Consider the following 23220-nt stretch of genomic DNA (forward strand, 5'->3'; position numbering starts at 1 on the left):
ATACTATATCTTTTCATCAATCATAACGTATGTTGTTGAGTTATCTTGATTTGTAGTATTTTGCTGAACTTGTAATTTTAGGTTAAAATCACTTATCTCATAAGCATCTATTTTAATAAAATCGTCTTTATCAATAAAACCTATTTTTAAACTATTTTGGGAATAGTTTAAAGCAGGTTTCTTAGATGACTTAACAAGATTATTAATTTTATAAATATAAAGGGTTCTAAGGCGATCATACGAATATAATTCTGATAAATCAGGACTACTTTGCTGTGACTGTTCCGCAAAATCTAATGGAATATTAGGTATTGTATAATCAATTGGCTCATTATCATCAAACTCCTCTGCTTTTTCTTGATTTATCATTTTTTGAGATGGTTTCATTATTCTTCCCCGCTTTCATTATTTTCTTGTTTTGGTTCCTTAACCACGTTTTCCTTATTATTTAATTGACGTTCTAACGTTGCATTAACCGGCAAACGTACATCAACAACTAATTTATCTATATCTTTTAAGTCAAATGTTTTGGAATTTAATATAGCATTATCATATTTTATTAATTTAACTATAAATTCAGTTAATTTAACCTCTCTAATGTAAATCATTTGTTCATAGGCCGCATTTGTCTGAATATTAACCCCTACAACTTCCGTTTCTGTTTGTTGGGCTCCCTTGGCAATTGCCGGCACATGATGTCTGTTCATTTTATAGTAGTTTGTCAGTAACCAATCATATATTCTTGTTAATTGTTCACCTTTAAAGTTACCTGGAATATAGTCTACAGGTTGAAAATTACTATCAGGGTCTCCCTCAACCAATAAAACATCATTTTCAATAAAAGCGGCTAGCATTCTACTAATTTCATTATCAACAACACCAGTCACTCCATTAGTATTAATTGTAAATTTACCACTATTTAATAACGGGTCTAACATTATTTTCCCAGCAATAATATCCATAATACTTGCAAATTCAGAACCATAACGTGCAGATTTTTCATAATTGGGATTAGGAATAATAACAATCGGCATAAAATCAATTTCTAAATTTTGAGTTCTTTCTAAATTTGTGTAAACTTTTCATAAATTATTGTCTTTATACATATCTGTAATATTTCCGTCTTGATTAAGATTTAAATCTCGTGTAATTTGCACCATTTTTTTATTAATAATTTTAATTGTTTCTGTAATCATAACTTTATTATCATCCTTATTATATGGATCATAATTAAATGTACTTTTAACCAAATTTCCTAATTCGTCATATTCATCATTATAAATATCTACTGTAATAAAGTTTAATTCATTATCATTAGCAAATATAAAATAAGGACCTTTTCCAAATTCATTTATTTTATTTTCATTGTGTAAATTTTTCATTAAAAAATCACGTTTCATTAAAAACTGTTTAATTTTTATAGGATCTACAAATTCTTTTGTTTCGGGATCATAAATGTAAATATCTAATTCACGAGGATTAAGAAAATTTGCATTATCTTCATAAATACGTTTTTCTAAAATTCGTCTATGTTTTGAGAAACTACATCCCTTTTAAGCTTAATTGTATTTTCTAAATTTAAGTAATAATTCTCAATCTCGTACTTTTTTATCCAATTTCTTTTTGATGGTAACATTCCCATTTATAACACCTCTATTCTTTTTCTTCGTTTTGAAAAGAATTATCTAATTTTCCATTATCTAGTCAATCAAATGCTTTATACAATCAACCTTGAATTTTAGCATCAATTTTTGGTACAAAAATTTTTGTTATAATTCCGGCTGTTAAGTTATAAGTTATGTTTAAACTATACACTCATATTTTTTTAAATATCTTTTTCATTTTCTTTACCTCCTATGTTTATATCAATATTCCCTTGATTATTTAAATTGTTATTTGAAAGAGAACTTTTTATTAACATTCTGACATCTTTTTTAATTTCAGTAATATTTTTATTTGTATTTTCAATTTGAATTGCTAAATCTTTTGTTACAATACTTTTAAATTCTGCAAGTTCAGATTTTGTTTTCTCAATTTCTATTTGTCTTTTATTTGATTTTTTTACTTGATAACCAAAACCCCCACCAAGAAGTGCAGTTATACAACTCATAATTACAGTAATTATTTCATTTCAGTCCATAATTATTATCCCTTTCTTAGATTTTATTATCTGAGGTATAAACGTTTACACCTATTCCTGCTATTATTCTAGTTCCCATATTTGACATTCCTTTTGGTCCATAATTTCCATTTTGAATATTAATAGGATTATTCATATCATTAGACAAATATATTTGTGCTGTATTATTAGATGCAAAAGTTAGTAAATAAAATACAATACCATCTGCTGTTGCAAAATAACTAGGTTGAAAATTTATTGTAATTGTGTAAGTAAAAATTATTGTATTTGGATCATCTAAGGATACAATGTTATATTTACTATTACCTGCATTAATGACCATAAATATTTTATTATTTGAACTAAAAATATAGGCGACATTTCAATTTCCTATTGGAGTATTTCAGTTATCAGAAGAATATATATTTGACCCATTACTTACATAAACTTTATTATTTGCTACTGCTATTCTAGCGTTATATTGTCCTCCACTTGGTAATGTTGCAATAGGAGTATTTGGATTATCAGAAGAGTATATTTTATCATTTTGTATTGTATATATTTTGTCTGTATCGTCAACTGCTATTTCTTTATACATTGAACTAGGAAATTTTACTATTGATGTATTTGGATCAATAATTTTATAAATATCATCATTTATTTGCATATATGCATTATTACTATTAGATGCTACTGATTCAACTTGAGTATTTGGAGTTCCACTATACAATGGTGTTGTAAAGGTGGTTGAATTGGTATATCAAATAATATATTAATTTTATTTTTCCTCTAATAAATGTACTTGCTTCTATTGCTAATATTTGTAATTCAATTATATTTTTCCTACTAATTCCTTTAATTTTGAAGTAGTAATATCTGATGTATCCATAGTTCAATCAACATTAATTGTTGCTTGTGGATTGTATTTTTAATTTCATTATCAACATAACTAATAATTTCATTAACTACTATTTGCACATTGCTATCAGTTATATCACTAAATTTAGGAATTTATCTTCTTTATCTTGATCTATAAATGTAATAGTTGATAAATCAATTCTGAAATCATTTGTACCTGAAATTTTTATTTTATCTTCATCTGTAATATATTCAATGCTAATATTTGGACCCGCAACCAATTTTATAAATATGTCTCTAATTAAATCTTTTTTAGGTTGCAAATTGTCTTCACCAATATACTTTTGATTATTATAATCTCCACCCACTTTTACTACACTAGCTAAATCAGTCACATTTTTATTAAGTTCATTTATTGAGGGAACTATTATTTTATTAACAGTTTCCAATTTTTTTACATCACCAATATTTTTATTAATAGTCTTAATTTCAGTAGAATTATCTTTAATATTTTCTTCATTATCTTTTATTCTAAGTTCATGATCTGTTGTAATTTTATCTAATTCTTTTAAACCTTTAAGTATTATTTTATTTGTATTAGTATCTATATACGTTCCACCATTTACTAAAATTTCAACAATAGCATCCACCTCAAAAATAGTATAGTATGCTTCTAAATCAATTTCAGACAAATCTATTCCCTCTTGATCACAAAATCTAAACATCTTTTTTAAACTAGTTAAATTTGCTAAGGATTTACCATAAGTTGGTAATAGCCCTTGCCAAGTAACCATAGGGTCATTTTGTGATGAATAATTAATATCCCCTGAGTTTAAAGTTGCAGAAGTAAAAAACTCAATAGGAGATCTATTGAATGTTCAATGCTCAACAGTAATAAAAACCATATCTCTACATGTCTTTTTCAAAAATCTATCTTTAAATGTTTCAAATTTTAATTTTGAAAATGGATAATTCAAATAAGAATTAATCATATTTTGTGCACGTAAAGCAAACGTTTTAAATCATAAATCTAAATCACCTTTAAAAAATTTATTATACCTTGCAGGAACAGCAGTTATCTTTCCTGTTAATGGAAAAAAATCTGTATATGCCGTTAATGATACACCCTCTCATAATTCAGTTAACATTCTAATACCTCCTATCACTTATTCTTTTTAGAATTTATTTTTTTAGTAATATATTTTTTACTACTTGATATACCTTTTCTTTTAATGAAATTCTTTAAACTACCTTTTTCTCTAAATAATTTATATCCCTCAAAAAGTAAACCACCACCTAATAAACTTTGAAAAATACTTTCTTCTGCAGTTTTTTTAAGTTTATTTTTATTAAAGTTATTTTTAAACTCTTCTCTTATTTTTAAAATTTTTGCTATTGCTCTATAAATTTTAAAAGAGTCAAATACAACTTTTCTAACCGGGTCAGGTGCTAATGAAACTAAACTAAATAAGCCCCCACTTTCTGTTCCTCAACCAATAAATCATTCACTATTCATGTAATAAATAAATGGCTCTTTTGCTAAAACAAATTTTTCGGCTTTTATAGCAGTAGTCATTATTATAATTGGTTCATAATTTGGATTCTTATAATAAATAGTTAATGCAACTTCGCCAACAATAGATAATGGTTCAATACGAACTGCCAAAAATACATCTGATCCAAATGCGAAAGGTAATAATTTTCCTTTCTTAATTGCTTTTAATTCAAATTTGGAATATAACTTTTGTAATTTATTATGAACTTGTGAAATAATTTTCTGTTTAATAGATAAAATTCTTTTTTCAATTGGTGCTAATAATTTTTTAGTTATTTTTTTAATATAAAAATTTGGATTAATATATGTTAGTATCTTATTAATTTTTTGAGTTGTGTTTCCTAAAAAATTAATTACTTTACTATTAAATATTTTTGCAGTTCTAACTGAATTTGCATATAAAATTAAATTTTTTCCTATACCTGCTTTATGTAACTTATTCATAACATAATATCATTCATCAGTTGAAATTTTTGTTATTTGATCTGAGTTAAGTCCAAATTGACTAAGTATTTTATTTGCATATTTTTCTTTTAATCTAGGAATTTTTTGTAATAAATTAGGACTTATTTTTTGAATATTTTTTTCAATTTTTAATAAATCGTTTATGTGATTAAAACCATAATTTTTAAAACCATTGTAAAAATCTTTTCTTGCTAATTGTCCTAAACTATAAAGTACTGTTTCATTAGTTGTTTTTTTAGTAAAATTAAATAAGAACTTTTCTGATGTTAATATCTTTTTACCACTAACTTGTCTTACTATATCTTCTAAATTTTTTGCAGTTCTAATACCTAATTTGGTTAATAATTTTGTATTCTGTGCTAATTTCAATATTTTTGTAGTTCTATACCCACGAGTTAATTTTCCAATACCCACAACTGCAGGTAACAAATTCAATGCTGTACTTTTTGTTGTAATACCATAAGTTAATTTGTCATAAATTTGATTAACAGCAAAATCTGTTAAAACTTCTACACCAAAAGATATAAATGCGGCGGCGAAATTTGACAACCCTGCTCCTAAACCTATTGCGGATGCTAATCCTCCAGTAATTGTAGATAGTGCTAATGCTAAAACTTGAATTCCTAGAAACTTAAATAATTCTTTAAGAAAATCATCTTCTTGTTGTTTAATTGGAATTCTTACAGGTTTCGTTACCGGATATGCAGTAGCTGTGTTGCTTGTTCCAAGTGGCATATTTTAAAAGGAAAAAGACTACTTACCAGTAGCCTTGTTTTTATCTACATTCTTATTACTTTTATTAGTATCCGATTTAGATACAGGTTCACTATCTTGCATATCAGTTTTTACATCTTCATTGCTATTTTCATTTGATCCTGTATCATTTTCACTTTTTCCTTTTTTATCTGTTTTTCCTTTTGTTGGTGCAGGTGGCGGAGTTACTTTTGCAAAATCTATTGCAAACATTTCATCAGGAAAAATTGTTCCTGCACCTAATTTACCACTTCATCCAACTAAATGAGCCTCAGTTCTATCAATTTTTTTATCTCACATAAAGTCAAAAACATTACCTTTAATTAAATTTCCAACTTTAATAAACATAAATTCTACTGATTGAGTTCCCTCAATAATTTCAATTTTATTAGTATTACCATAACTACTTTTTGCTGTCATTCCTTTTGTTGTAATTCCAACGTATGGTAAAAATATATCTTCATATAAATCAAAACCGTTTAAATTTCCATATGAATCTTGTTGTAAATTTGTAACTGTTTGATTATAAACTGAAACTCAAATTTGATATCTTCTACGAAAATCAGGTGAAGTTGCAACTTTGTAATTAGTTTTATCTACAGTGACACCTGTTCTATACGGGTCTTGCACATTTTTTCCAGTTGCATCATTAATACCAATTCTTTTGATCTCTTCAATTTTTAAATCCATAAATCTTTGGAATTTATCAAAATCTTCAGCAATTTCTTGACGGGTATTACTTGCTAAATTTGTTTTTCATTCAAATGAATGTGTAGTAACTGGACCATCTCCACAATCTAAACCATCTTCAGTTTTTCCTGTCATTCATAATCCCATTGTTACACGACCTATTAGTTTTCTAACTTTATCTGCTTTTACTGATAATGATTGATCATTTAGTGCTTGAGGATTACCGTCTAAATTAAATTGCTGATATTCATTTTTATCTAATAAAACTGCTTTCGTTGAATACTCAGTATTGAAAGGTATTTTTAATTCCCCCTCTATATTACTTCATGCATTAACATCAACTGCTGATCTAGCCGCTTCTAATTCCTCATCTGCTCCTGCTTTAAAATAAATTAAACTCCCATTTTCAATTTTAATCCCTGTTTTTGCAGTTCATTGCATGATTGGACTTTCATTTAATTTTTTTGCTACAATCCCAGCAAATTTATCTAAATATTTAATTTTTACTTTATCTAAACCGGGTGTTAATCTTATATCGTTTGGTGTTGGCATTTTCTATTCCTCCTTAAAAATATATTTTGTTTTTTTGCTCATCTTCAATATATGAAGCATCGTTATTTTTATCATCATCCGTTTTTACATTTGAGTTATCAATAACTCCCCCTGTATTAACAGGCTTTACTTTTAATAAGTCTTGATAATTGTTTTCAATTTGTGCTTTAATTACAGCAATATCTTCTTTTGAATCATACTTAGCCTTAAATAAAACAGTTTTAATATCTTCATCGTTTGTTAAAGAATTAATATAGTTATTAATATCAATTTGCTTTAATTCTTCTGCTTGTTTTTCAGAAATGGATACTAATTCACTAATTCTTTTTTTCTTGTTCTGCTTTAACTTTTAATAATTCTGCATTATGTGCATCTAATTCATCTTGTGTTGCAAAAACAAATTCTGCTGTTTGGATTGCTAAACTACCATCCTCATTCACAACTGCTTCATTATTATCGTTAACTAAAACATATCTAATTGCCATATTTTGAATTCCTCCTTTTTCAATGATGATTGTATAATGCAAAAAGAAAAAATGCAGAACACAATCTGCATTTTCTATAAAAACTCCTGATTTAGAGAAGTCGTTTCGTTTAGGGTGTAACATTACTGCTACTGTTAAAATTATATATTATGATTTTATTTTTGATTATTTTTGGTGCGAGTTCTTGGAACTTTTTTAATAATTTCAAAACTTTCAACTCTAATACAATGAAAGTACTTTTTTGTCATTCTATTTAATGTATTTCAAATACTACCAGTTACTCTAATTTCATCATCTTTTTTAAGTTTTAAGAATTCAGTTAATAATATAGATTCATATACTGATAAAGTACTATAATTCATTCCAAATCAACTACATCCTGCAGAACCTGCATCTATTTCCACACCACCGGCTGTCTTGGCTACAATCTTAGTTTTTACTGGATCAGAATGAATTTTAACATCAATTATTAGTTTATTAATTCATTCTCGCTTTTTTTCTATTTCTTCTTTTTTTACTACATTTTTTTTAACACTAGGATTAGTAGCTTTTTTAATAACTGGTTTCTTTTTTATTGATGACTTGATATTTTTATTTACTAAGTTACTTTGAACTCTTGGCATCCCTATCCAACTCCTTTTTTAAGAAATATTGTAAATGTTTTCAAGCATCTAATTCATGCTCTGACATTTTAATATTTCCTTTATACCTTGTTGTAATTGTACCTCTAACATTTGGTTCTTGCAGAACAATGGGCCAATTAAACTTGTATTTAAATAGAGTTTTTAATCCACCAATACATAATGGAGTTGATAAAACATTTTTAATTTTAAAATTTGGCCGAATTTGAAAATTTTCAATTATAACTAACACATCTTTTATATCCAATAATTTATCAATCCAATTATTAATATTTTCTACAGCATTTTCATCTGACTTTGATTCAATAGTAGTATGCTGACAAATACATTTTTGATTAACATCATAAATTATTATTCCTGTTTTACCAATTCCTGCAGGATCGATAGAAATTATGAAATTTATTTGTTTCATGACTCAACTAATTTTTGAGTAATATTTGTATTTTTCTCATCTTCCATTTTTTTAATATACTCACACTGCAAAACAATTAATTTTCTGCACAATACTAATTGTTCTAATAGTTCTTTATTTTCCATTTAATCATTCTCCTTTGTTTCAAATATTTTTAGTGTCTTACCTTTATCTTGAATTTCATAATCTAATTTACCATAAAATATAATTTCCCCTGCAACGTTAGTCTGCCAAACAAGTCTATTAATATTTTCTAAGACATTTGCATTTTCAATTTCTTGTTGATGTCTGTTTAATACTTCATCTGCAAAATCATCAAATTTATCTTTCCAAAATGTTATAGTTTTTTCATCATTTCATAAGCGAATAGATTTTTTTTGATATTCTAATATATCCTGAACAGTTTTACCTTTATGAATAATTTTATAACTATTTTTTGACATAATATTCTACCTTCTTCCCATGCAATTTGCAGACTTGCTCTTTATCTCATTTACAATTACAATAACAAAGAACTTTTTCACAACATTTGCAATAAGTTTTTCCTGATATTTCCCTTACTGATTTAATATTTAACATAAATTATTTTCCTTTCAATAATTCTCAACATTTATCTGAACAAGCGTATGATACTGAACTCCAATGTATTTGAAATTTTTTATTACATACTTTGCATTTAACTTTTTTCATTTTTCCCCTTCTCTAAATGTTTTTCACATACTTTTCTATTTTCAGAATTAATAATAATTGCAAATTCCTTACAAAATAATATTTCACAACCATAGTATTGATAATTAGTAATATATTTATCATTATTTTTATTTTTACATAAAATATTAGCCAATATATATTTTGACCCGTCAAAATCTTTTGTTACATAAATATATTTATTATTTAGTGCATATTTTCTTACCTTCATTTTTTATTTGTTCCTCCTTTGAGTACTCTTCTATTACTGGTCTAATTTTTTCGTATGGAACAGCAATTTTTATTTCTTGTTCTCCAAATTCAGTTTGAACTTTAACTTTTACTTTAAATGTTAATTCACATTCTTTACAATTTGAATACTCATCTAATCTTTCAATTAAAGGCCATTCATGGCCTAATAATGCTTTTATATGTCAATGCGGATTTGTAATGATATCTCCACCTAATTTTTTCGGTGTTTCAATTACAATATCTTCTTTTTTAATATCTAAATTAATTTTCATACGATACCTTTAAAATTCTTGGTTCAATTCAGTAGTTAAAACGACCAAATTTGTTTTGTTCTTGACATTCTTTTTCCGCTTCTAATTTTTGATCTAAATTATAAATACCATGTTCTTTAATCCCATTACTATAAGTTCTCATAATTACATAATGAGTTGGTTTAAATGTTCCATTTATTTTAGATTCTAACTCTTCTATTGTTTCTAAAACACTTATTGGATTATTTCCAAAAGGTTTAAGCATTATTAATGTTTCATCAAATCCATATGGATTTGGAAAATAGGCTGTTATTAAATTAGTTTCTATTTCAAAATTATGTACAGGTCGTTCAGTACCTCGCATTATTCTCGTTACTTTAATTTTCATTTTTATTTTCCTTTCTAATTTTTAATAATTTCTTATAACATAAATAATGTAATTTCTTATTATTTTTATTTACAATATTTCCGTGATTAATATTTTTATTGCAATAACAACATTTAATTTTTATTTTCACTATTCAAATAATCTTTGTTGTATGTTTGTGGTTCTATTTTTTGCAATTTCAAAATATTTAGGAATAATTTCAATTCCTAATCACTTACGGCCTAAATTTTCACAAGCAACTGCAGTAGTACCGCTCCCCATAAATGGATCAAATACAATATCACCTTTCTCTGAAAATTTACGAATTAAAAATTCTATATCCTTAATAGGCTTTGGCGTAGGATGTCCATTTGATTCTTGGCCGATTGGACTATGAAAAAATGTTTTCTTGTTTTCATATTCAGTTAAATAATTAGGAACACGCATATTTCAATCATATTTATAAATAACAATACAAAATTCTTTATCCTGATAAATAAAATTATTAGATGGTAACGGATTTAATTTTTCTCAAATATAAAAATCAAAATAATATCCATTTTCTTTTACTCATTTTATATAATAAAATATTTGTTCTTTATTCATTCAAATTAAAAATAGTTGTTTTTTTGAAATTCTTTTAAATTCATTTAAGTAAAAATCAATATCAATATTTTTATTTGCTTGTATTAAATTTAAATCATCATTTAATTTATTAAATACGGCATTTACTTTTGATTTTGATTCATATTTTTTCTTATTATTAATACTTTCATAAAAATATGGAGGATCGGTTAAAATTAAATCTACTGAATTATCAGGTATATTTTTAATTAAGTCTTTTGAATCACCTAAATATAATTCGCCTAACAAAGTTTTATGATTAACATCCGTCATCTTCTAATTCTTTTCTAATAGTTTCTAATTTAGAAATAATTTCATCATCCTTATATTTTTTGCTAATGCCTTTAACCAAAAATAATGTTTTGATTCCATTCTTATTCCTCCTTATAACAATAAATTTTAATGCTTTGTGTATGTGATTGTTTTTGTGCGATAAACAACTTGATGAACATATTTTTTTAATTTCAAAAAGTGGGTTATCCGGATCAACTTTATAGTAATTAATTACTACTTCCTCAACTGATTCATATATACCTACTAAATCATCATTTACGTCATATATTGCATACAATAAATTTTTAACTAATCCCATTTTGTTCCATCCTCATCACTAAAACTTATATTAAAATCAGTATTTATTGCACTTTTGTTATTATCTTCTGAATAACTTAATTGACTTTCTTTTTCCAAATCATTTGTCTGACGCAAATAAACTGATTGATTACCCCTTGCTTGTTTTTCTATTAGTTCTATTAATTCAGAACCTAAAATATGTGAGGTAATAATTTTCTTATTATTCTTAAAAGTAAATTCTTCGTAAAGTTGATTTGGATAGATTCCTAATCTTACCTGGTTAGGAAATTTTCCCGGCCAAATTAATTTTTTTGGTTGTAATCAACTGGAACCATAAGTTTTTGGCGATATGCAATTTTTACAATTAAACGTATCATATTTTCAGTCTCTGACGTAGTTATGGTTCATATAAACATATACTAGTTTTTGTTTATAATCTGCAATTTTTAAAACCTCCAGTCTAAGTTAAAAAATAGAGTGTTTTTTAACATGTTAGATAACATGTTATTAGACATATTATTTAACTAATTTTTTAACTTGTTAATTAACATGTTAATTAACATGTTGGGGTAGAAAAAACACTGAAAACGATTTGTCTCAGTGGAATAACCTACTATTCCAACAAATTAATTAAATGTATAATAAACAAGCTTATTTTTAACAAATAAAAACGGATCCTTCCTTTTCGGAAAAACCCGTATCTTTTTTACTCACCCGAACAGGTCGTTCGAACTGTGAAACAATATATTTACTAGCTCCTTCTCATGCTGACTGATTAAAAGATTTATCATTAATGGTGCTACTACTAATAACTCAAATATTACTCATATAATGGTATTTTTTTAAACAAGCTGTTAAAAAACTAGCTGAAGAAATAATTATTTGCAGAGCCATTATAAACTTCATTATTTTTCTCATTATGCACTCCTTTTAAAAAGATAAAAACAATACTTCTTAAACCAAAGAATAATTTATAATATTATGTTAACTTTTATTTTTTTCATCTGCCTCAATCGCCATATTTGATTTTACACGGCTAATAAAACTTTCTCGTAACAATAAGTTAATTTTAGGAACTAGCAATCGTAAATGATTACGATATTCAGCTAAAATTAGGTCTGAAGTATAATAAAATATTAACAGAATAACTAGCACAGTCGATGCACAAATTGTAAAAATTATTGTTGTAATATTATCAATTTGACCAGCAAAATTATCAACTGGAATATAGTTTTGCCCCGGAATATAACTACTAAATATCCCAATCTTTTTATCCCGTGCAAAGTCATCAAAGAATTTTGTAATAAACTCAACTCCAAACCATAATAATTGAAATTGGGCCACAATTGGTTGATTGGTTGGAGAACGATATTTTCATTCACAAGTCATTGCAAATAGAATACTAAAGCACATTGAATAAGCTAAACCATTAATTACTTGTAAAAACAAATAAGCATCTGGCGAATGATTAAAAGCAGCAACACTAAAGAACACGAACCATAATAATAATCCTAAGCCAAAACAATATTTAACACCAATTTTATTATAAAGTAAATGACATGCTAAATAAGCACCAAAAAATTGCGGAATTAAAAACAGTTGCTCATTCAAATGAACAAATTGGTTAACTTTTCAAACATCATGGTACTTTTCCCAAGTCCGCTGGCCTAATAATCAAATATAAATATTTGATTGGGATAGTTCTTTTAAGGCAATAATTAAAAGAAACATAAAAAAGATAATTAAAACTTTTTTTCATTTAAATGGTTCAAACATTTTTTGTTGTTCAATTGTAAAAGGTTGCGAAGTAAATTCTTTATGTGAAAATAACGAATATAACAGTGCTGCGATTCCAATAGCACAAATGGCAATCACCCCAATAATTACAATTTGTAAATGATTAGATAAACCACTACCTCTTGTTGTAACTAAATTATTAAACTCACTTCCAAAAATAAGGGCAAATGTCATTAGCGGAGCAATTAAACTAACAGTTTTAAACGGAAAAAACTTGCGTCCATAAACTTCATTATATGATAAAAAATAACTAGCTTTGCTAACAATTCCAAATCCTAAAAAAATCGCTGCAATAATTAAAGTTGGTAACGAGGGATAAGCAATTAAAATAACAATGCCTAACATAGACCCGGCAAAAAGTCCATATTGGACAAAATGCCAACCAACACGAGAAAAAACCTTATGTAAAAAAACATAAGGAATCATTGCTAAAAAAGCATAAAATGAAAGAGAAGTAACTGCAATTAAGGCAACTCCTTCAAAATTGTTAATTGAAGCTGTGAAAAATAAATTCCTAAATTCAAAATTATCCCCAATAATTGTAGATAAAGCGAATCAATATAAAAAAGTTTGAACAAAAAATGCTTTCTGGCTAGCATGTTTAATCTTAATGTTTTTTGCTAAAATTAAAATGTAAAGAACAAATAACAATAATAACATTAACGGATTAAATAGAAAAACATCTCAATTATTCTTTAACATGCCTAGACCCTCTTTCTTCTATGATAAATTATAGCACAACTTAATTTACATCTGTTCAATAACATTAACCCCTAATAAATTAAAGGCATTTGCTAAGATTTGATAAATTACTTTAATAAAAACTAAACGTTGTTTTGTTAATTCTAAGTTATCTAAATTAATAACTTTTGATTCATTATAATATGAATGGAATTGACGCGCAATATTTTGTAAATAATCACAAATTAGATGCGGCTGACGCAACTTTGCTGCCCCTTCAATACAACGATTAAACAAATCAATATCATTTAAAAGATCTAATTCTTTTTGTGATGTTAATAACTCAAAAGTTTTAACATCATCAATTTTAATATCATTAACTTTAGCTTGTTGTAAAACACTATTACAACGTGCTGTGGCATATTGTGCATAATAAACAGGATTTTTTGACGAATGTTCTTTTAGAACTCCAATATCTAAATCCATATGACTTTGGGCACTTTTTGAAACTAACATATAACGAATTGGATCAACCCCAATTTCTTCAATTAAATCAATTAATCAAACTGCCGTTCCTTTTCGTTTACTCATTTTATATTCAGCGCCATCTTTAATTAAACGCACCATTTGGATCATATCAATGTCTAAAATATCTTTTTTGTAACCTAATAATTGTAAACCAGCTAACATTCGAATAATATATCCATGGTGATCACCACCTCAAAAATTAACTAATTTATCAGCTTTTGTTCGCATTAAACGTTCATTATGTGCAGCTAAATCAGGTGTAATATATGTTAAATCACCATTTGATTTAACTAAAACACGATCTTTATCATCACCAAAATCAGTCGTCTTTAATCATAATGCCCCCTCTTGATGATATGTTTTATTTAATTTAGCATATTGCTCTAATGTTGCTTGAATTTTACCACCTTCATACATCGAAGCTTCTGATGAATAATATTCAATATCAACACGAAATAATTTTAATTGCTTTTTAATAATATCTAAAAATAAATCAACCGATTTCTTACGAAACATTTCGTGCACTTCTGGATCGCTAAGTTTATAATCTTCACTAAAAGTTAAATCAATAAACTTATCTTGATAATGATCAACAAAATATTGTGCTACTTCATCATACATATCACCACGATATGCTTCTGGTGGCAATTCAGTTTTTTTGCCTAGTAAATTTAAATAACTAACAAAAACAGTCACCGCTAAATTATTAATTTGATTACCTGCATCATTAACATAATATTCCGTTTGAACTTTATAACCAGCTGCCCGTAAAATCCGCGCAACACTATCTCCAATTGCCCCGTTCCGTGCATGGCCAATATGTAAAAACCCGGTTGGGTTTGCTGACACAATTTCTAAATTATAAATAAAATCTTTTGGTGCTGAATGACCATATTTTTTTTGTAACTTTAGAACATCATTAATAATACGATGTAATTGTTCATCAGCTAATGTAAAATTAATAAATCCGGCCCCAGCAATTTCAATTTTCTTAAAATAAGTTTTATTATTTTTTTCAATAAAAGTAATAATTTCTTCTGCAATCTTGTGTGGTGCTTTTTTTAGATCCTTTGCTAATAACAAAGCCAGATTTGTTGATAAATTTCCAAACCCCTCTTGACGTGGTTTTTCAATCATCACTTCTTTAGTTAAATTATGGGCCTTTAAATATTGCTGTAAAAGATCTTCAATTAGTTTAACGTTCGTATTCATAACTCTGCTTCCTTTCTTATTCTTATATATATTTTACATACTTTTTATAATTACTTATCTTTTTTTCTAATTTTACAATAATAAAATCCATCAGTATTATTTTCATAACCAAAAGTTTGTTCCGCTGTAATTACCTCTAAATCATTATATTTTGCTAAAAAATTTCTAATTTGTAATCTATTTTCGTATACTTCAAATGTACAAGTAGAATAAACTAAAATACCTCCTGGCTTTAATAATTCATAAGCTTTTTCTAATAATTGTTCTTGGATTTCTACTAAATTAGCTAATTTTTGATTTGTAAACGTATGATACTTAATTTCTGGTTTTCGTTTAATAACACCAAGTCCACTACATGGTGCGTCACATAAAATTTTATCATATTGAACTGATAAATTAATTTTTCTAGCATCTAATAAATGAGGATGAATATTAGTAATTCCTAATCGTTTCGCATTATTTTTAATTAAAGTAAGTTTCTTTTCACTAATATCATAAGCATCAATAATACCCTTATTATTCATTAACTGACTTAAATGTGTCGTTTTGCCACCCGGAGCACTACACATATCTAAGATACGGTCAGTTTCTTGAGGGTCTAACACTTCCGCAATTCGCATACTCATTTCATCTTGAATAAAAATCAGACCATTTTCAAACATTTCTGAATTAACAACGGGTTTTTCAGCAATAACTCCAACTGGTGAAACCAAACTTTTTGACAAATTATAATCAGCATATTTTACTAATAATTCATCACGCGTAATTTTCAATGTATTAACACGAAAAGCAATTTTTGGAATTCTTAAATTGTCTTCCATTACTTTTTGAGCAACTTCCTCATTATATTCATTACGCAGAACTAAATATAATGACGAAGGAAAACTATATTTAATACTTAACTTTTTTGTTTCATCAACAAGTTTAATTTCAAAAATATCTTCACTACTTTCAAAGATTTTCTTTAAAGTAGCATTAATAAACCCCGCATATTTTGGGTTAAGTTTTTTTGCAATGTCAACTGCTTCATTAACAATAGCATAATTTGGAATTCGATCTAAGAAACGAAATTGATAAATGCTCATTCATAAAATGACTTGTAGTTTTTGAGTAGTTTTTCTATTATCAATAAATTGATTAGCAATATATTCTAAATATAATTTGTTTTTAAGCGTGCCGTAAACAATTCGATAAATTAAGGTTTTATCCTGATCAGTAAAACTGGCGTTTAGTTCAATTGTTTTTGCTAATAAATGATTACTAAATTTATTTTTTGCAAAAACTTTCCACAGAATATCCCAGGCTAATTCTCTCGCTCGCATACCTTAACCACCTTTAGTTAAACTTATAAACGATTAGCAATTTCTTGCTCTAAAATTGTTTTAATTTCTGCCACTGCTTGATCAACGGTATTATTCACAACAACATAATTATAATTACTTTGTAGCGGAAGTTCATCAGCTGCTTTTGCTAACCGGGCCTGAAGAACGGATTCGGGTTCACTTTTCCGTCCACGAATTCGTTTCTCTAATTCTTCTAAACTTGGCGGAATTAAAAAGATTGAGACAGCATCAGTTATTTTTTCTAACACTTGTGTTGCTCCCTGGACTTCAATTTCTAATAAAACATTCTTTCCATTCTCAATTTGCTTAATACAATATGATTTTGGTGTTCCATAATAATTCCCAACAAATTCTGCATACTCTAACAATTCATCATTTTTAATTGCATTTTCAAAGGTCAACCGATCAACAAAGAAATAATTTACTCCATCAATTTCATCAGGCCTCTTTTCCCTTGTTGTCATTGAAACTGAATAGGCTAAATTTAATTCTTCATATTTAAAAAGCTCCTGGCAAATTGTTCCTTTCCCAACTCCTGATGGGCCAGAGAAGATAATTAAAAACCCTGTTTTTTGCACATTAATTTTCTCCTTTTTCTAAACGTAGTATATATAAATACTTTTTTTTATATTTTTTATAACGTAACATCACTAAGTCAAATTGAACAAATGATAGTTCTTGATTTGATTCACAAACTATTATTCCATAGTTATTTATAATATTGTTTTTCAATATTGTAGTAATAATATCATAATAATATTGAATTTGCTTAAATGGGGGGTCTAAAAATAAAATATCAATTGTTATTTTATTTTGAATCATTCAATTTAATAACACATTATAGTCATACTGCAATACTCTACCGTTTTCAATTTTTAGATTCTGAAGATTTTCTGTAATCACCTGAAAAGCGCCTTGATGAAAATCATTAAAATAACATTGTTGCAGCCCGCGTGATAAACCTTCAATTCCCAACTGTCCACTCCCAGCAAAAATATCTAAACCAGTTTTAGTTTCATAAATAAAATAGTTATCTAAAATATTAAACATATCTTCTTTAACTCGTGCCGTCATTGGGCGAGTATTCATTCCTTCTAATGTTTTAATTTGATAACCCTTATATTTCCCCCTAATTACGCGCATCCTTTTAATCCCTTTTCTATCTTTTTTATTATACTAAATTTCTTTAATAATTATGGTATATGTTATAATTTTCTAAGAGGTGATTTTTAGTGTTGCAGAATGAAATTCCAAATAAGAACTGGTTAGTATTTGATGATACACCATCAATTCGACAATCATCAAGTGATGTTTCTTTTCCATTATCGCCTGAAAATGAACTTGTTATGCAAAAACTAATTGATTTTGTTCGATACTCACAAGACCCACAAAAAAATGACAAACAAGTAATTAGACCAGCCGTTGGTCTTGCTGCTCCACAAATTGGGCATAATATTAAGATGTATTATATTAGAATTGAAGATACTGATAATGAAACTGGAGTCAAAAAAGTAATTGAACATGCAATGATTAATCCAACAATTATTGGTAAAAGTGCACAATTAGCTTGTATTGAAGAAGGTGAAGGTTGTTTAAGTGTTGATGGCGATAAAGAAGGTTTAGTTCCGCGTAGTTTTCGAATTATCATTGATGGATATGACTATTTAAAACAACAGCAAGTAACACTTACCGTTCGGAGCTATGAAGCAATTGTTTTTCAACATGAACAAGAACATTTAGAAGGTAAATTATATTATGATTTAATTAATAAAAAAAATCCGTGACTGAAGAATTCTGCTTGAATTATTTTATAAATTAATAACTTTTAACTTTTTTGAGAAAAAGTATTTTTTTTGTAAACTTATTAATCTTTGTGTTATAATTTTTTGGATACTAGGAAATTAACTTTTTTTCTTTTTAATAATATTAAATAATAAATTTAATAAAGAAAAAACTATAAATTTTTAGAATTATGAGGTGATAATTTCAATGAATGAAGAAAACAAAGAAATCAATAAAAATAAAACAACAACTACAAAACCAGCTAGTATAATACAAAAAACAACAGCACCAAATATTATTAAAAACAAGTTTCCAACAAAGGTCTTTGCCTTAGGAGGTTTAGAAGAAGTTGGTAAAAATACATACTGTATTGAACATGATGAAGAGTTAATCATACTTGATGCTGGAGTTAAATTCCCTAGTTCAACAATGCTTGGAGTAGATGCTGTTATTCCAAATTACAATTATTTGAAAGAAAATCAGCGAAAAATAAAAGCGCTATTTATTACACATGGTCATGAGGATCATATTGGCGGAATTCCCTACTTATTAAGAGAAGTGACAATTCCAATCATTTATGCCCCTCGGTTAGCTGCTGCTTTAATTCGTGACCGATTAAAAGAAGCAAAGTTAGAGCAAACCACTATTGTTAAAGAAGTTGACAATATGAGTGTTATTAAAACTAAAAACTTTAAAATTAACTTTTTTGCTGTTAACCATAGTATTCCTGATGCCTTTGGAATTTCAGTTGTTACCCCAAATGGAAAAGTAGTCTCAACAGGAGACTATAAATTTGACTGAACACCATTAGGACATCGTTCTGATATTGAACGAATGGCAAATATGGGGCAAGAAGGTGTTATGTTACTAATGGCAGACAGTACAAATGCTGAAGTTGAAGGATATACTCAAACTGAAACAAAAATTATTAAAAATATTGCCGAATTATTTGTGAAAGCAAAAGGACGAATCTTAATTTCAACTTTTGCTTCAAATGTTCACCGAATTCAACATATTGTTGAAATTGCTAATAAATATGGTCGCAAAATTTTAGTTTTCGGAAGAAGTTTAGATCGAATTATTAAAATTATCCGCCAAATGGGACATTTAAAAATCTCTGATAAAGCTTTTATTAAAGCTAATGATGCTAAAAATTATAAAGACAATGAGATTTTAATTATTTGTACTGGAAGTCAGGGTGAGCCTATGGCTGCTTTATCAAGAATTGCAAATAATCAACATCAACATATTTCAATTACTCCTGGTGATACTGTTATTTTTTCATCCTCACCAATTCCTGGTAATCAAGCTGATGTGGAACGTGTTATTAATAAATTGGTTCGTGCTGGTGCAATTGTACAAGAAAATAGTCCTTTGAACCAGATTCATACTTCAGGGCATGCTTCGCAAGAAGAACAAAAATTATTATTTACACTATTAAAACCAAAATACTTTATACCAATGCACGGAGATTATCGAATGTTACGCCAGCACGGTGAAACAGCAAGTAGTGTTAATGTTCCTAAAGAAAACGTTTTTATTTGTGCTAATGGTGATCAAATTGAGTTGTTAAATGGAACGGCAGCCATTGGTAAACGAATTGAAGCTGAAGCAGTTTATGTTGATGGAAAAGACTTGTCTGGTCAAACAACAGCTGTTGTTCGTGACCGTGAGATTTTATCAAAAGATGGCTTAATTGCTGTTGTAATTTCAATTGATTCACAAAATAATCAGTTATTAACCCCACCCCGAATTATTTCACGCGGAAGTTTCTATGTTAAAGAATCAGGGAACATTATAAATGAATCAATTCGATTAGCAACTGAAGCAGTTAATGAAGTTTTAAAAACACAAAAACCAACCTTTGGGGCTCTTAAGAATGCAATCAAACAATCACTATCACCGTTTATTTACCGTTATAAACGTCGTAATCCGCTAATTATTCCTGTAATTTTAAATAAAAAATAAAAGAATACTTAAAAATACTCTTAATTTGATAAATCCTAAAATAGTTGTCAAATTAAGAGTTATCTTCTTTAAATTATTCTTGTTTTATTTTATAAAATAACATATAATTTTAATTAATATATTAAGAAAGGATATTATTATGAATAATGAACAAATTGAATTATTATGAACTAACTTAAAAAAACAAGACAATAAAGTCACTCTTCCCTTAACAAAATTTCACGGATATCAACAAACAACTGATAACGGAACTGTTTTAGCACTTTTCAATGAAACTGGTCATCCCGTTGAACAATTAAACGGAGTTGGTTTTATTGCCTTTGATCATACTGTTTTTTATGCTCTTGGTGGGGGACAAATTTCAGATACTGGTGTTTTAATAAAAGACAACAATAAAATTATCGTCTTTGATCTTAATAAACAAATCTATCAAAAAGTATATCTACATCTTGTTGACACGCAAGGAACAACCGTTAGACTTAATGACATGTTAGAACAAAAAATTGATGAAGAACGGCGAATTAAACTTACTAAAAATCATACTGCCCAACACCTCTTATCATATACTATTGAACAAATTTTAAATGATGGTGAAATAACAGACTCAGTTCAAATTAAGATTGACTATGCGTTATTGGCCATGAATAGAGTTGATAATTGATTAGATATTGTTTTGACAGCTCGTCATAAAATTGTTACTGATTTAATTAACCATAACATTGCCAAAATTGAGCATCAAATGCCACTTGCTAAAGCAGTAGAATTAAAAATAGTCCATCCAAATTTTGAATATGATCCAATTGTCCGGGTGGTTGAATTTCCGACTGCAACAATTGATTTGTGCGGTGGTACACATGTTAATAATTTACAAGAAATTAATTTTTTTGAAATTTGAGATTGTTGAGTTGATAAAAAGAAAGTTCGCATCCAATTTTCAACGAATAAAACAGCAACCGAAGCATACTTTACTGATTGAATTAATCAGAAAAGAACCGCTTTAGAACAAAGCGTAAAAAAAATTAAGGGTTATGACCCAACCTTTACTTTTGTAATCCCTGATTTCCTTGTTCCAACAACTTTAATTGAAAAAAATAAATTGAATCTTGAAATTGAAAAATTGGAAAAAGAGTTAAATGAAACAGCAAAAGCAAAATATAAAATATTATTGCAAACAATTGACGAAATTACTTTTCCTTTTAAAGCAATTACTGTTAATCATAACTTAACAACACACGAAATTATGATTAATGATGAGAAAATAACACTTGAATTAGTTCGCAATAAATTAAATAAATATGTACAAGAATATCAAAATACTTTAATTATTTTTGTTAATACCGCTTTAAAATACGGTTTTATTAGTTTCAGCAAAAAGAACGAAACTGAATTTAATCTTAATAATTTCTTGCAAACAAATAAAGCACATTTCAGCATTGTTGGTGGTGGCACACCATTTTTTATTAGTTTTACATATCAAAATGAAATTAATGCATTCTTAGAACATTTATTAACAACATTGCCAAAATAAAAAGACCAAAATATATATTTATATTACTCATATTTATTACTTAATTAATAAATCTGGCAAAGTAAGAATTAAAATGGTACTAATAAGATTTAAACCACCATGGGCAATAATATTATAAGTGACATTCCCATTAACAATAATAAACAACATTCCTAACGCTAGTGCTGCACCCAAATAACCAATAATATGTTCTCAATCACCAGTTGAACTAACATGCATTCCAGCAAAGAAAATTGTTGAAGCAACAAAACCAATTCATTTATTTCCCCTTAAACTAAATATACCATGACGACAAGCTAACTCTTCAATAATTGGCGCAACAAAAACAGTATAAATCACCAAAATCACAACATTTCATCACTTATCAAGACCCTTAATTAAACTATCTTGATTTTTTGATGAACTTGAGGTTATTAATGATTGTAATCAACCAAAACCAAAATTAAAAAGAAAAACCACAATAATTGCAACTAAACTAACTAGTAGTAATCGTTGATAATCTTGTTTAAAAGTCAATTTAATTTTCTTAAAAATAAACGGCGAAGTTTTATAACTAATTAAAAGCGTTACTACAGCAGCAATTAAACTTGTTAATAAATTAATTGTTGTTAAAGCAGAAGCCGATGGTTGAAATAGATTGGCAATGATACCAATTAGTAAACCAACAATATTCGGAATAAAATAAAAATAATAAAACACAATTGCGCCAGAACGCATAATTTGACTTTGCGCACCATTAATAACAAAATAAGAACCAACAGCGACAATAATTCAACTAACAAAATTCATTCCAACTAAAGAATATTGATTATGCGCAAATAAATATGAAATTAAAATACTAATAAAAAACGGAGCAAAGATTGCTGTTCCTATAAAAATATAACCAGTATTACGAACATTAACCAACTTAAAATCAAATGGCGAAGCACGATCAACTAATGTTGGTTTTAATTCATATCATGGTCTTTTAAAATTATTATAAGTATTTTCATTATTATTCATTTTTACTACTCCTTTAAGCCTTATTTGTTATTATATACCGATTCTGACCAAAATACTGGCAAAATTAAGAATTATTTCATAAAAAAAGATATTCC

At 27.3% G+C, this 23220-nt stretch carries 29 protein-coding genes; 3 read left to right on the top strand and 26 right to left on the bottom strand.

Annotated elements, in window-relative coordinates; genetic code table 4:
- Window positions 1-3 precede the first annotated feature (3 nt).
- From E7Y35_RS02610 to rsmD, 25 genes are all read right to left on the bottom strand, one after another.
- Window positions 4-387: a hypothetical protein gene (locus E7Y35_RS02610; protein ID WP_283272796.1), complete on the bottom strand. Its 384-nt coding sequence runs from the start codon at window positions 385-387 to the stop codon at window positions 4-6.
- A complete protein-coding gene (locus E7Y35_RS02615; protein ID WP_283272797.1) occupies window positions 387-1382 on the bottom strand; it encodes a hypothetical protein in 996 nt (331 codons plus the stop codon). The genes E7Y35_RS02610 and E7Y35_RS02615 overlap by 1 nt, the downstream gene beginning before the upstream one ends.
- A 271-nt stretch (window positions 1383-1653) precedes the next feature.
- On the bottom strand, window positions 1654-1842 hold the full coding sequence (locus E7Y35_RS02620) for a hypothetical protein (protein WP_283272798.1): 189 nt from the start codon (window positions 1840-1842) through the stop codon (window positions 1654-1656).
- On the bottom strand, window positions 1826-2140 hold the full coding sequence (locus E7Y35_RS02625; RefSeq protein ID WP_283272799.1) for a hypothetical protein: 315 nt from the start codon (window positions 2138-2140) through the stop codon (window positions 1826-1828). Before E7Y35_RS02625 ends, E7Y35_RS02620 begins: the two co-directional genes overlap by 17 nt.
- A gap of 16 nt (window positions 2141-2156) precedes the next feature.
- Window positions 2157-2849, bottom strand: coding sequence for a hypothetical protein (locus E7Y35_RS02630; protein ID WP_283272800.1), 693 nt, complete (start codon window positions 2847-2849; stop codon window positions 2157-2159).
- A gap of 259 nt (window positions 2850-3108) precedes the next feature.
- Window positions 3109-4125 (bottom strand): hypothetical protein, encoded by a 1017-nt coding sequence (locus tag E7Y35_RS02635; RefSeq protein WP_283272801.1) that lies wholly within the window; start codon window positions 4123-4125, stop codon window positions 3109-3111.
- Window positions 4126-4136: 11 nt separating this feature from the next.
- Window positions 4137-5732 (bottom strand): hypothetical protein, encoded by a 1596-nt coding sequence (locus tag E7Y35_RS02640; protein ID WP_283272803.1) that lies wholly within the window; start codon window positions 5730-5732, stop codon window positions 4137-4139.
- Window positions 5733-5750: 18 nt separating this feature from the next.
- Window positions 5751-6992, bottom strand: coding sequence for a hypothetical protein (locus E7Y35_RS02645; RefSeq protein ID WP_283272804.1), 1242 nt, complete (start codon window positions 6990-6992; stop codon window positions 5751-5753).
- Between the two features lie 317 nt (window positions 6993-7309).
- On the bottom strand, window positions 7310-7477 hold the full coding sequence (locus tag E7Y35_RS02650; protein ID WP_283272805.1) for a hypothetical protein: 168 nt from the start codon (window positions 7475-7477) through the stop codon (window positions 7310-7312).
- Window positions 7478-7632: 155 nt separating this feature from the next.
- Window positions 7633-8100: a hypothetical protein gene (locus tag E7Y35_RS02655; RefSeq protein WP_283272806.1), complete on the bottom strand. Its 468-nt coding sequence runs from the start codon at window positions 8098-8100 to the stop codon at window positions 7633-7635.
- Window positions 8081-8530 (bottom strand): hypothetical protein, encoded by a 450-nt coding sequence (locus tag E7Y35_RS02660; protein WP_283272807.1) that lies wholly within the window; start codon window positions 8528-8530, stop codon window positions 8081-8083. Before E7Y35_RS02660 ends, E7Y35_RS02655 begins: the two co-directional genes overlap by 20 nt.
- Window positions 8518-8655 (bottom strand): hypothetical protein, encoded by a 138-nt coding sequence (locus tag E7Y35_RS02665; protein WP_283271872.1) that lies wholly within the window; start codon window positions 8653-8655, stop codon window positions 8518-8520. The genes E7Y35_RS02660 and E7Y35_RS02665 overlap by 13 nt, the downstream gene beginning before the upstream one ends.
- Window positions 8656-8973 carry a hypothetical protein gene (locus E7Y35_RS02670; RefSeq protein ID WP_283272808.1) on the bottom strand — a complete coding sequence of 106 codons (318 nt, stop codon included), beginning with the start codon at window positions 8971-8973 and terminating at the stop codon, window positions 8656-8658.
- Between the two features lie 233 nt (window positions 8974-9206).
- Complete coding sequence (locus tag E7Y35_RS02675; RefSeq protein WP_283272809.1) at window positions 9207-9449, bottom strand: hypothetical protein; 243 nt, start codon at window positions 9447-9449, stop codon at window positions 9207-9209.
- On the bottom strand, window positions 9421-9741 hold the full coding sequence (locus E7Y35_RS02680) for a hypothetical protein (protein WP_283272810.1): 321 nt from the start codon (window positions 9739-9741) through the stop codon (window positions 9421-9423). Before E7Y35_RS02680 ends, E7Y35_RS02675 begins: the two co-directional genes overlap by 29 nt.
- A complete protein-coding gene (locus E7Y35_RS02685) occupies window positions 9731-10108 on the bottom strand; it encodes a hypothetical protein (protein ID WP_283271868.1) in 378 nt (125 codons plus the stop codon). The genes E7Y35_RS02680 and E7Y35_RS02685 overlap by 11 nt, the downstream gene beginning before the upstream one ends.
- A gap of 129 nt (window positions 10109-10237) precedes the next feature.
- Window positions 10238-10984, bottom strand: a complete 747-nt coding sequence (locus tag E7Y35_RS02690; protein WP_283272811.1) for a DNA-methyltransferase — start codon at window positions 10982-10984, stop codon at window positions 10238-10240.
- Window positions 10971-11303 (bottom strand): hypothetical protein, encoded by a 333-nt coding sequence (locus E7Y35_RS02695; protein ID WP_283272812.1) that lies wholly within the window; start codon window positions 11301-11303, stop codon window positions 10971-10973. The genes E7Y35_RS02690 and E7Y35_RS02695 overlap by 14 nt, the downstream gene beginning before the upstream one ends.
- A complete protein-coding gene (locus tag E7Y35_RS02700; protein ID WP_283272813.1) occupies window positions 11294-11692 on the bottom strand; it encodes a hypothetical protein in 399 nt (132 codons plus the stop codon). Before E7Y35_RS02700 ends, E7Y35_RS02695 begins: the two co-directional genes overlap by 10 nt.
- A gap of 249 nt (window positions 11693-11941) precedes the next feature.
- Entirely contained in the window at window positions 11942-12178 is a 237-nt protein-coding gene (locus tag E7Y35_RS02705) for a hypothetical protein (protein ID WP_283272814.1), read from the bottom strand.
- Between the two features lie 90 nt (window positions 12179-12268).
- The gene (locus E7Y35_RS02710; RefSeq protein WP_283272815.1) at window positions 12269-13783 is read right to left on the bottom strand and encodes a hypothetical protein; all 1515 of its coding nucleotides are present in this window, start codon (window positions 13781-13783) and stop codon (window positions 12269-12271) included.
- Window positions 13784-13828: 45 nt separating this feature from the next.
- Window positions 13829-15502, bottom strand: coding sequence for an arginine--tRNA ligase (gene argS / locus E7Y35_RS02715; protein ID WP_283272816.1), 1674 nt, complete (start codon window positions 15500-15502; stop codon window positions 13829-13831).
- Window positions 15503-15552: 50 nt separating this feature from the next.
- Window positions 15553-16824, bottom strand: a complete 1272-nt coding sequence (gene rsmB, locus E7Y35_RS02720; RefSeq protein WP_283272817.1) for a 16S rRNA (cytosine(967)-C(5))-methyltransferase RsmB — start codon at window positions 16822-16824, stop codon at window positions 15553-15555.
- 23 nt (window positions 16825-16847) lie between these two features.
- Window positions 16848-17423, bottom strand: coding sequence for a guanylate kinase (gene gmk, locus E7Y35_RS02725; protein ID WP_283272818.1), 576 nt, complete (start codon window positions 17421-17423; stop codon window positions 16848-16850).
- Window position 17424: 1 nt separating this feature from the next.
- Window positions 17425-17997: a 16S rRNA (guanine(966)-N(2))-methyltransferase RsmD gene (gene rsmD / locus E7Y35_RS02730; protein WP_502957517.1), complete on the bottom strand. Its 573-nt coding sequence runs from the start codon at window positions 17995-17997 to the stop codon at window positions 17425-17427.
- An 80-nt stretch (window positions 17998-18077) separates the two neighbouring features.
- Here rsmD and def point away from each other — a divergent pair, with 80 nt between their 5' ends.
- From def to E7Y35_RS02745, 3 genes are all read left to right on the top strand, one after another.
- Window positions 18078-18659: a peptide deformylase gene (gene def / locus E7Y35_RS02735; RefSeq protein WP_283272820.1), complete on the top strand. Its 582-nt coding sequence runs from the start codon at window positions 18078-18080 to the stop codon at window positions 18657-18659.
- 175 nt (window positions 18660-18834) lie between these two features.
- Window positions 18835-20595: a ribonuclease J1 gene (gene rnjA, locus E7Y35_RS02740; RefSeq protein ID WP_283272821.1), complete on the top strand. Its 1761-nt coding sequence runs from the start codon at window positions 18835-18837 to the stop codon at window positions 20593-20595.
- Window positions 20596-20734: 139 nt separating this feature from the next.
- Complete coding sequence (locus E7Y35_RS02745; protein WP_283272822.1) at window positions 20735-22123, top strand: alanine--tRNA ligase-related protein; 1389 nt, start codon at window positions 20735-20737, stop codon at window positions 22121-22123.
- A gap of 36 nt (window positions 22124-22159) precedes the next feature.
- Here the strand turns inward: E7Y35_RS02745 and E7Y35_RS02750 are convergent, their stop codons facing one another.
- Entirely contained in the window at window positions 22160-23125 is a 966-nt protein-coding gene (locus E7Y35_RS02750) for a CPBP family intramembrane glutamic endopeptidase (protein ID WP_283272823.1), read from the bottom strand.
- Window positions 23126-23220: the final 95 nt, after the last annotated feature.

It is taken from the genome of Spiroplasma sp. SV19, assembly GCF_030060925.1.
Classification (GTDB): Bacteria; Bacillota_I; Bacilli_A; order Mycoplasmatales; family Mycoplasmataceae; genus Spiroplasma.